The 10862-nt window shown below is 55.2% G+C and carries 7 protein-coding genes; 1 reads left to right on the forward strand and 6 read right to left on the reverse strand.

All coding sequences use genetic code 11. The features are described 5' to 3' along the window. Positions 1–87 precede the first annotated feature (87 nt). Positions 88–1011, forward strand: coding sequence for an MYG1 family protein (locus ACPGUT_RS06925; protein ID WP_423989739.1), 924 nt, complete (start codon positions 88–90; stop codon positions 1009–1011). On the opposite strand, the gene ACPGUT_RS06930 is transcribed toward ACPGUT_RS06925, so the two are convergent. The 6 genes from ACPGUT_RS06930 to ACPGUT_RS06955 form a co-directional block, all read right to left on the reverse strand. Continuing rightward, on the reverse strand, positions 998–2155 hold the full coding sequence (locus ACPGUT_RS06930) for an amidohydrolase (protein WP_423989741.1): 1158 nt from the start codon (positions 2153–2155) through the stop codon (positions 998–1000). The two genes, ACPGUT_RS06925 and ACPGUT_RS06930, sit on opposite strands and share 14 nt — an antisense overlap. A gap of 57 nt (positions 2156–2212) precedes the next feature. After that, on the reverse strand, positions 2213–3583 hold the full coding sequence (locus ACPGUT_RS06935) for an aspartate aminotransferase family protein (RefSeq protein ID WP_423989743.1): 1371 nt from the start codon (positions 3581–3583) through the stop codon (positions 2213–2215). A 9-nt stretch (positions 3584–3592) separates the two neighbouring features. Beyond that, entirely contained in the window at positions 3593–5065 is a 1473-nt protein-coding gene (locus ACPGUT_RS06940) for an NAD-dependent succinate-semialdehyde dehydrogenase (RefSeq protein ID WP_423989745.1), read from the reverse strand. Positions 5066–5172: 107 nt separating this feature from the next. Beyond that, on the reverse strand, positions 5173–5658 hold the full coding sequence (locus tag ACPGUT_RS06945; RefSeq protein ID WP_423989746.1) for an Lrp/AsnC family transcriptional regulator: 486 nt from the start codon (positions 5656–5658) through the stop codon (positions 5173–5175). Between the two features lie 47 nt (positions 5659–5705). Then, the gene (locus tag ACPGUT_RS06950; RefSeq protein WP_423989748.1) at positions 5706–9140 is read right to left on the reverse strand and encodes a hypothetical protein; all 3435 of its coding nucleotides are present in this window, start codon (positions 9138–9140) and stop codon (positions 5706–5708) included. Positions 9141–9150: 10 nt separating this feature from the next. Then, positions 9151–10862 (reverse strand): DUF7507 domain-containing protein (locus tag ACPGUT_RS06955; protein WP_423989750.1); only part of this gene is annotated, 1712 nt, incomplete at its 5' end.

A 10862-nucleotide genomic window follows, 5' to 3' on the forward strand; every position in this document is an offset into this window, starting at 1 on the left:
TGAAAGGGACGTGACAAAGCGGTTGATCTGGCGGGGCGGGGCTGAAACAACTGAACGGAAATCAGAAAAACCGTCCGGAGAGCGACCATGCCTGTTACCCATCTTGTTACCCATTCCGGAGGTTTCCATGCGGACGAACTGTTATCTTCAGTGGTTCTGACACGCCTGTTCCCGGATGCGCAGATTGAACGCAGCCGCGACAAAGCCTGGTTAACCCCAAGTTCTGAAAAGATTATTTATGACGTAGGTGGGGATTATGATGCGGATGCGCAAATCTTTGACCATCACCAGCGCCCCGGCCCATTGCGTGAAGATGAACAGCCATACAGTTCGTTTGGTCTGATCTGGGCGCATTATGGGAAAGCGTATCTGGCAGATTTTGGTGTGCCAGCAGGGAATGTGGATGAGGTTCACGCCGCGTTTGATGCAAAATTTGTCTTGCCGATTGATTTGCTGGACAATGGCGCGATGGAACCGTCTGTGGCTGGGCCCTTGTCAGATCTGACCTTGCCAGCGTTGTTGGGAGGGTTGAAGCCGGTGTTTGATGATCCGTCTCCGACGGCGGATAATGATGCGTTTTTCGCTGCCCTGCCGATTGCGCGCAGTTTTGTAGAAGCGAAAATTCGCAATTTTGCCGCGAAAGTGCGGGCCAGGGGCATGGTGGAAGATGCGATTGCGCAGACGGGTGACGCGCATGTGCTGGAGCTGCCCATGGGCATGCCGTATCTGTCGGCGCTGAAGAATTCGGGTGCGGATCATATCCTGTTTATGATCACGCCGCGCGGGTCTGACTGGACCCTGAACGGGATCAAACTGTCCAGCGATACGTTTGAACAACGCGCTGATCTGCCTGCGGCCTGGGCGGGGTTAACGGATGGCGATCTGGAAGCTGCTAGCGGCGTGAAAGGTGCGAAATTCTGTCATAACGCACGTTTCCTAGCTGTCGCGGATTCACGGGAAGCCATTGTTAAAATGGCTGAAATCGCAGTGAAAGCTGTCACCCAGGGGTGATGCCACCCGCCAGGGACAGATCAATCAACGTGGTCATCATGTCGATGCCGTTGGTTAGGATTTCATCAGGGAAATCGTAATCCGGGTTGTGAAGATCCGGGCGATTTTCGCCTGCACCAAGACCGAACATCGCGCCTTTATAACGGCTGGTGATTTCGCCAAAATCTTCGCCCCAGCGGAAGGGGTGATCCATGATGTGGAAGGCGTTTTTTGTGGATGCGGCCGCCTGCTGAATCATGTCAAAACCATCGGGGTGATTGACCGTTGCGGTGAATTCTTCCAGAATTTCCTGTGATATATCAAGGTTATATCGTTTGGCGAGCGTATCTGCGAAGTGGAACATTTCGTTCCACATTTTCGTAACGATTTCCGCATGGGGGGAACGCAGAGTGAACTGCACTTGGCCCTGCGCGGGGCAGATGCCCGAAGCCTGAACGCCCATCTGATTATAGACTGGCACGACCAAGGCATAGGCATCCGGGCTGTCATAAGCCGCTTGAATTTCGCGGGCTTTCAGGGTGAGTTCGGCGATGGCGAAAGACGGGCTGGCACCGGTTTCAGGTTGGGCGCTGTGGGCTTCTTTCCCGTTGAAACGGATCGCGCCATAGCGCACTTGAGATGCAAAAGTGCCGTGTTTACAAATGATTGCCCCTGCCGGAAAACCCGGAAGATTGTGCAGGGCAAAAGCGTAATCTGGGGCGATTTGTTTGAAATTTTCATGCGCCACGCAGTTGCGCGCACCGGTTCCGGTTTCTTCGTCGGGTTGGAATAAAAGGACCACACGCCCGTGATTTGGCCGCTGTTTTAGCGTCTGTGCGACACCTGCAAGGATTGTCATATGGCCGTCGTGACCACATTTATGCCCAACGCCGTCGGTCAGGGACCGGTGGGGCAGATCGGTGTTGATTTCATGGATGGGCAGCGCGTCAAGTTCACAGCGCAAAAGCACGGTTTTACCGGGGGATGTCCCGTTGTAGACTGCGGCGAAACCAGCGCCATCCAGAGGAACGATTTCGTCCGGGGTGGCGTGTTCGGCCAGAAAGCCACGCATGTGTTTCGCTGTTTCAATCTCCTGACGGGAGATTTCGGGATGGGCATGAAGCCAGTGACGCAGGTTGATCAGCTGATCCAAATTGACGTTCAACGCGGTGCCCTTTTCTGCAGCAGGAGGTCGCGCGGGACGGGCCCGCGCGACGATGTTTTAGCCCAATACTTCGCGTACGGCCATCTCAGTGTTGGTGATGACGATGTCTGCTTCGTCTTTTGTCAGGCAGAAGGGCGGGGCGAAACCAAGGATGTCGCCCTGTGGCATTGCACGCCCGATCACACCTTTTGCGGCCAAAGCGGCGGAAACTTGTGCACCGACTGTTTTGGACGGGTCAAAGAATTTACGGCCTTGTTTTTCCTCGACGAATTCAATCGCCGCCAACATGCCGACGCCACGAATATCACCGACATTCGGATGATCGCCAAGACGTTCCATAAAGCCCGCGCGCAGGTAGTCACCGGTAACTGTGTTGTTTTCGATAAGGTTTAGGTCATCGATCAGCTTTAGGTTTGCAACACCCGCAGCTGCCCCGATGGGGTGGGCGGAATATGTCCAGCCGTGACCGATCGGGCCGAATTCATCGGTGCCGTCTTCCAGCACTTTCCAAACTTTATCGGATACGATGGACCCAGACAGCGGCGCATAAGCAGAGGTCAGGCCTTTGGCGATGGTGATGATGTCGGGTTCCATTCCATAGTGAGTGGACCCCATCATCGAACCGGTGCGACCAAAACCTGTGACAACCTCATCGGAAATCAGAAGGATATCGTTTTTCTTTAGAACGGCTTGGATAGCAGGCCAGTACCCTTGGGGCGGGGGTACGATACCGCCGGTGCCAAGTACGGGTTCCCCAATGAAGCCCGCAATGTTTTCGGCACCTTCACGTGCGATCAGCTCTTCCAATTTTTGCACGCAATGATTGGTGAAATCGGCTTCGGACATATCAAGATCATCGCGGCGGAAATAATAGGGTGCCTCGGTGTGGATGACCTGATCAAGGGGCAGGTCGAATTTCTTGTGGAACAGTTCAAGCCCCGTCAAAGACCCGGTAACAAGGCCTGATCCGTGATAGCCACGCCAGCGCGAGATGATCTTTTTCTTTTTCGGGCGACCCAGGATGTTGTTGTAATACCAAAGCAATTTGACATTGGTTTCATTCGCATCAGATCCGCCCAGGCCAAAATAAACTTTGGACATATTGGCGGGGGCACGGTCCATGACCATCTTGGCAAGGGTGATGGAGGCTTCGGTGCCGTGGCCGACATAGGAATGATAATAGGCCAGTTCATGCGCCTGGGCAGAGATCGCATCGGCGATTTCGGTGCGGCCATAGCCGACGTTTACACAGTAAAGACCCGCAAAGGCATCCAGCAGTTTTTTACCATCGCGATCTTCGATGTAGACGCCTTTTGCACCGGAAATGACGCGGGTTGGCATGTCGCCGCGTGCGTGTTTGGCAAGATGGGTTGAGGGATGGAAAAAATTTTCACGATCCCATTGGCTGAGTTGATCATTGTGCAGCATGTGTTTTCCTTAGCTCCAGTCGCGACAGATGTATTTGATTTCAGTGAATTCTTCTAGGCCCTGACGGGCGCCTTCACGACCCAGACCCGACTGTTTGACGCCACCAAAGGGAATGGGCGGGCCAGTGACCGAGGTGCGGTTGATCGCGACCATGCCAAATTCCAGCGCCCGTGACATGCGATAGATGCGTCTGGGATCCTGGGTGTGAACATAGGCAACAAGGCCGTATTCCGTATCATTGGCACGATTGATGACCTCGTCTTCTGTGTCAAAGGGTGTCAACGCGGCGACGGGCCCAAAGGTTTCATCACGCATGATATCGGCGTTTTGTGGCACATCGGTCAGGATCGTCGGGGGGTAAAACAGCGAGCCCTCTGCAAGGCGCGCGCCGCCAAGGGCCAGTTTTGCCCCTTTTGACATGGCGTCTGCGACTTGTTCTTCCTGTTTTTGCACCAGACGGTCATGCATCAGGGGGCCGATGTCTGGGTCGTCTTTGCCCGCGCCAAGGGTCAGTTGGTGGGCGGCGTCTGTGAAACGCGTGCAGAATGTGTCGTAAATACCGCGCGCGATAAACATGCGGTTTGCGCCCAGGCAGTCCTGACCACCGGTCGCGAATTTGGCCTTGATGGCCTCATCGACGGCGCGGTCAAGATCAGCGTCTTCGAAGACGATGAACGGGGCGTGTCCGCCCAACTCCATCACCAGACGCTTCACGGTGTTTGCGCATTGGCGGTACAAAAGCCGGCCGACTTCGGTTGATCCGGTGAAGGATAGCGCACGCACACGGGTGTCATCGCACCAGGGAGTGACGATGGTTTTTGCGTCCCCTGGCAAGACGTTGAATACACCAGCGGGCAGGCCCGCGTCATTGGCCAGTTGCGCAAGTGCGAGGGCGGACAAAGGTGTTTCGGCTGAGGGATGCGCAACGATGGTGCACCCGGCGGCCAGGGCTGCGGCGGCTTTGCGTGTCAGCATGGCCGAAGGAAAATTCCAGGGCGTGATTAATGCAACAACACCAACGGGTTCGCGCCAGAGTTCAACTTCTGCAGAGGGCAGGTGGCTGGTGATGCCTTCGATATTGGGGCGGCGGGCCTCTTCGGCGTAGAAATCAACAAAGCTGGCGGCATAGTCAATTTCGCCCCGGGCCTCTGAGATGGGCTTGCCCTGTTCCGCGACCATGATCCAGGCCAGTTCTTCGCGGTTTTCGATGATCTTTGCGTGCCATTTTTTCAGCAATGCAGCGCGGTCTTGGGGCAAAAGGGCAGACCATGGGGCAAAGGCGTTTTGGGCGACAGTCACCGCATCGGTTGCTGTGGCCGCGGTCATGGCACTGACGTCTGTGATGACCTGACCCGTGGCGGGATCGGTCACGGGAAATGTATCGGGACCGGTGTGCCATTCGCCATTGATATAGGCACTGGTTTTCACCAGCGGGTCCGTGGGAATGATGGCATCCTGTGCGGAAGGATTTTTATGCAGCATTTTTCGGCTCCTGTGTTGGGGTGGACACTAGGGAGAAGCGAAAGATGATGGGGCTGAAGTTGCCTGAGTTTGCAGAATAATCAGCTTATTTTTTGCCTTAAGGCAGGTTATTCATCTGTATCGTCAGCCAAAAGGTGTAATGGTGGGCCGGGGCTGCGCACGGTTTTGGTGACGATGTAGGAATAATATCGCGCGATATCGCCTGAGGTTTCCAAGATGATTTCGATCAGTTCTTGGTAGGCTTCGATCGAAGATGTGACGACTTGAATGAGATAATCATAGCCCCCGCCAATGGCCCAACATCCGGTGATTTCTGGATGGGCGCCGATGGTGCGTTCGAAGGATTGAAAGCGGGCGGCGGCGTGTGAATCCAGTTCAATCGTGACGAAAACAGTGATGACCCCGGGCAGTTTGCGCAGGTTGATCTGAGCCTGATATCCCGAAATCAGGCCGGATTTTTCCAGGCGACGCAGGCGTTCCCAACAGGGTGAAGGTGACAGGCCGACCTTTTGCGCAAGTGCAGCTTTGGTGATCCGCCCGTCATCGGACAAAACACGGAGAATTTGAAAGTCGATACGATCCAGTTTGAGCATATCGACCTATATCTTTCGTAAGCCCCGGGGGCAATATGCCCGTGAGATCAGAACTTGGCGATCAGGTTCAGGAACAGCCCTTTGTCGTCATGTGTCAGATCCGCAAGATCATCTGAGAAACGTCCGAAATTGTAACCAAGCCCCAGTTTGACGTTGTCACCCATGTGGCGATACCCGGCCAGAAGGAACCCGAAATCGGATGTTTCGGCTTGTTGGGCGTCTAAGATGCGGGCCTCGCCTAGGATGTCCCAGGTGTGGGTCATGTGATAGCGGACATTGGCAACATAAAGCGTTGCGTTGTTTGAGGTGAAACTGGTGCTTCCGGCATCTGCAGATTCTGTGAAGCGCGCACCAATTTTGCCACCAATGGACCAATGGCGATTAAGATCGTAATCCGCATCCAAGCTTAGAATATGGCTGTGTTGTTGCGGGCCACGTGTCTGATTGCCGCCAGATGTGGTCAGAACTTGTCCATATTCGTCAAATACATAGCGATAGCGCGCCAGAATGTTCAGGCGATCGTTTGAAATCGGACGATAGGCATAGCCCAGAGACAGTTCAGCGAATTGCGTATCCTGAAGGGTGGCTGTCTGAGCATCGGTATAGACCAGATCCAAGCTGCCCAGCAGGCGGCTGCTTTCAGAAAACGCGTGTTTTAGGTTGCCTGAGAAAATGACCGTATCGGAATCACGATTGTTGCCGCCTTCGGTGCCACGTTCGCGACGCAGTTCCAGCCGGGCTTTTGCGGCGGTGATTTCATTGTCATAGGCCAGCCCAAACGACAGGGCTGTGCGCCGGAAATTGCCACCGTCATCATCGTTGATTGTGCCAACTTCCAACGCGACGGTGTAGTCGGTGTGATCGGTCGGGGCGTAATCCACACCGTAGGTGCTGTTCAGCGACTGTTGTTTTGAGAAGGTGTTATAGGTGTTTTCAGCGAACATTGTCAGGTCTTCGTTCACCTGGCGGGTGCCCCCCAGAACAAATTGCCCCCGGTCACGACCCCGGGCATTTAGACTGGTGGAAGATGCATCCGGATCGAGGGTATAGCCCGCGTAACGTGTGTTGCCATTATCGTCATCATAGCGGAACAGCGCGCGCGCACCAAAGCCGCGTGTGCCGTCAGACAATTCGGTTGCAAGGTTCCATTTGTCACCCAGTGCGATGTTTGCGCCGATCCCGGCACGGTTGTTGCGGACAAGACCACCGCTGCGTGTTGCCGTGCCTTGGGCAAAGACATACCAGCTGAAACGATCGGAAGGCGTCATGGTCAGGCGGCCAGCAATATCGGTGCGGCTGCCGGTCTGATCTGCTTGGCCAGGTGTGGCGCGATCCAGATGTTCGAGCCCCAGTTCAAGTGTGTTGCCGTTCTGCAGGGTGCGCATGTATTCCAGACCGGCTGTATTATCTTCCTTGCCGTCGTCATTTTTGAACTGATCGGCATAGAAACGCAGGCGTGTGCTGTCATTCGGTTCGATTTCACCAAAGACACCCCAGAGCGTTTCATCAGATGTTGTCGCGTGATCAAGCGATGTGAACCCGGCATCGCGGCGTTCATAATACCCACCGATCAGACCAGGCATGCCAAAGCCCAGTTCCTGTAGATCGCCCTGTGCGCGCAGGCGAATTGCGGATCCAGTGCCGTTCAATGCATCCGTGGTGGTGCCGGTCAGGCCGCCGTCGGTGGAACTTGTGCTGCCAAAGCCAGGCCCATCGGAACGGGCGTATTCAAATTCGGCGTAGCTGCGTTCAGAATGCTGCCAGCGCAGATCCACGCCGGTTGCCACCTGATCGGCGGTGGCGGTTTTTTCAACCTGGCCACTGACCCCAATGCGCAGTTGATCATTGACCCAACCCTGGGCACGTGCGCCATATGAATAGCCATCAACATCTGTGCCGGTCGGTGTCCATTCATATTGGGCGACAAGATTTACGGCTTGCTGATCATTGGGATTGTCACTGATCAGATTTGTGCCGTTGGAATACGCAGACAGGGGCGAGGTCAGGCGAACGACACCTTGAATATAATTGATGTCGTAATCGGTGCCATAGGTCAGGGTCTGCCGGGAAATCACGCGCCCGGATTGGGGATCACGGATTTCGAGGCTAAGGGTTTCTGACCCGCGCGAAATATCCTGTTTGCTGAGGAAATAGACAGATCCACCCGTGCCCCGGAAAACATCCCGGCCCGGTAGATTGTCTGGTTGTGCGGCATAGGCATCAATGCTGACGCGTGCGTCACCGTTTGATGTTGTCTGCTGTGTTTCCCAATGGCCCTGCACCCCGTATAGCGTGCGTTCATTACGGATATATTGCGCGCCAGAAATATTGGCCTTGTAGTTGCCTAGCACCAGATGATTGCCGTCGCGTTCAACCCGCACATAGAACCGCCCTGAGGTCGGTGCGGTTTCGACAATAGATGAATCATCGCCATATGTCGGGTAAAGATCATCCGGATCAACACGGCGCAGTAGGCTGTGCGGATCACGTTCATCAAGATTGCGAAAGATGTTGCGCAGCTCTTCTTCACGGGTATCCACAGAGGCGATAACTTTCACACCACTGGCGGTGCGCCCGTTGACATAGGCCGCGATCCGGCCGCGGTTATAGGTGCCGCTGATGTCACGCCCGGCGCTGTCGACACTGTCATCGGTACGCCAACCAAGGGTGACATCCACCAGGCCGACATAGAACCATTCTGCGCCCGGCACTTCGATTTCGCGCGTCAGATCTACGGTGCTGGCCGCGATTTCGATGGCATGGTCCCCAACGGGGAGAATACGTTGCATTACAAAACGGCCGGTGCCGTCGGTTGTCACCGTATCACCCAAGGTGCGAACACGGGTGTTGGCGGGCAGGTCGCTGCCGGAAACGGTGATTGCACCACCGGTAATGCGGATGCTTTCACGGGCGAGTGCCAGATCTTCAGACCCCTGAGAAAGTGCAGCCAGATCCTGTGGGGTGGTTTCATCAAAGCGACCATCGGCCCCGTAAACCCTATGTACAATCTGCAGATGTTCGCCTTCTGGCAGGGTAACGGATGTCTGACCACCTGGGGGCAGGGGCACCACGGCAAGCGTATGTGTGCCCCCCCGTGCGCCCACATCCAGAATGCGGATTTCGCCACCTGTGGTGAAGGCGGGATAGTTCAGATGGCTGGTGAAAGACACCTGATCACCCGGACGCGGTGCATCTGGCAATACGGCGGTCAGACCCAGGCTGCGCTGCAGATCTAGACCGTCAAACTGTACACGAATGTCGGCAGCAGCAAGGGCCACGTCCACCTTGCGTTGCAGATCCGCGAGATGCTGATCTGATCCGGTTTGTGTTGTGCCGTTCACCGTAATAGCAAAGCCGCTGTTTGCCGGGCGGGTTGCACTATCGCACAGGGTTTCAGCCGGGTTTTCGCATGTTTCTGCCACCGCGGGCAATGCGGATCCGAGAACAACAAAGGCGCCGGCAATTATGGTTTCATTTTTCATGATCTTATCCTTACCGTTGCCTGCTGATTTCACGCTGGATCACCAGATGTTGCCCGCCTTGACCACGCCAGGCCCTGCGTATGGCTTCTTCGGCCAGATCCAGCCGGTCCGAGGCTGTCTGTCGTGTTTCTGACGTTCTATGATATCGCAGTTCAATCACACCGGGTTGGGTGGCAAGACTGCGCACAAGCCCGTCGACCGCTTGTGTGAATCCGTCGGTCATTTCGACGTCTCCGCTGTCCTGGGCAAGGCTGTAGGCGTTGCTGTCGAGATCAATTTGCACACGATCCGCGATGGATGCACCAAAGTTAAAGCGGGTCATCTTACCGGCGGTCACACGTTGAACCCGTGGGTTTTCCGTTGTTGTCTGATAACCGGTCGGCAGACTGCGCGTGTCCAGTTTCAAAATGACATTGGACCCGATTTCCCCAGGCAGGGCGATACAGGGCACGTGATAACGCCCGTGCTGATCGGTTGTGATGACTTCGCCCAGAACCGTTGCGATCTGAACACCTGCCAGGCCGGGTTCGCCTTCGTCCTGATAGCCATTGGCGTTGAGATCATCAAAGACCTTGCCAATGATATCGGTGCAGTCAAAGACAGTTTCGGCCTGGATCCGGACCGTGGCTGTTGCAAGGTTTGATACGCGCAGGCCACTGATATCGGCAATCCATGCACGGTTGACCAGATCTTCGTCAGCCACATCCGCAACAATGCGCGCAGATAAGGTGACTGTGGTTTCCACATCGGCAGCAATATCAAACGGTCCCCAAGACAGGGTCTGGCCATGTTCCGGTTCTGTTGGTGTCCCATTAATGGCAGCCGTATCTGGCGTATAAACAACACCCGCAGGCAGTTGATCATGCAAAACAAGATTGGTCAGATCAATGCCGGATGTGTTCTTAAACGTCAGTGTGTAAACAACCGTATCGCCGTAAATCACCGTATCGCGGTTTGCTGTCTTGGTGATGGACATCAAGGCCGTGGGATCTTCTGGTACAGCGAGGAAGACAACCGTCGGGTCATTTGTTGGATTGGTATCGTTCACACCATTCAGCGTCTTATCTGAAGATGTTTCAGAACCGTTTCCTGTGTCTGACACATCTGACACAGCTGTGCCGCCCGGGCTTGTGCCAACCATGGTTACACTGTGTGATACGCCACCGGCCTCCACATCACTCGGGGTGATTGTGTGATCGTCGACTTGGCAATCGGCAGATTCACCTGGTGCAAGGATCAATGGGCTACATGCGCCGATGCTTAATCCTGTCGTTGAGATTGCCTGGGCATTTTTCAAAGACACAGCCGTGATGCGCGTTTTCTGTGAACCGGATGATGAGGCAAGGCGCAGATCTTCCAGTGTCGTGTTGCCCCGGTTGGTGACTTTCAATGTATAGGGGATTGTATCCCCGGCATCCGTGAAGGCTGCCCATTCCCCGTCCAAGGTTGTAGGTGTTCTCGATGTCAGTGTGACGAGAAGCTCACGATGTTCAGAAAGCTCTGTCACGGCCGCGTCTGATGTTTCGGTCAGAGGTGTTGCGACGCCTGGGGCGGTTGCGGTGATTTTGACGACATTGCTGAGACCTCCGCCGACGATGTCTGCCTCAGTGATGGGATAATCAACGCGATAGGTTGCGGTTTCCCCGGGCAAAAGCGTGCCACTGGCCGAGGATTGATCCGCGCTGACAAAACTTGGCATTGGGGCGGGGGATACGGCATCCC

Origin of the sequence: Halocynthiibacter sp., from assembly GCF_049608145.1 — a bacterium.
In the GTDB taxonomy this organism is placed as follows: Bacteria; Pseudomonadota; Alphaproteobacteria; order Rhodobacterales; family Rhodobacteraceae; genus Halocynthiibacter.

What these genes read in the sequence shown, in the direction of transcription:
- ACPGUT_RS06945 (WP_423989746.1), bottom strand. Translation starts at nt 5,658, where the DNA reads ATGCTCAAACTGGATCGTATCGACTTTCAAATTCTCCGTGTTTTGTCC.
- ACPGUT_RS06950 (WP_423989748.1), bottom strand. Translation starts at nt 9,140, where the DNA reads ATGAAAAATGAAACCATAATTGCCGGCGCCTTTGTTGTTCTCGGATCC.
- ACPGUT_RS06925 (WP_423989739.1), top strand. Translation starts at nt 88, where the DNA reads ATGCCTGTTACCCATCTTGTTACCCATTCCGGAGGTTTCCATGCGGAC.
- ACPGUT_RS06940 (WP_423989745.1), bottom strand. Translation starts at nt 5,065, where the DNA reads ATGCTGCATAAAAATCCTTCCGCACAGGATGCCATCATTCCCACGGAC.
- ACPGUT_RS06935 (WP_423989743.1), bottom strand. Translation starts at nt 3,583, where the DNA reads ATGCTGCACAATGATCAACTCAGCCAATGGGATCGTGAAAATTTTTTC.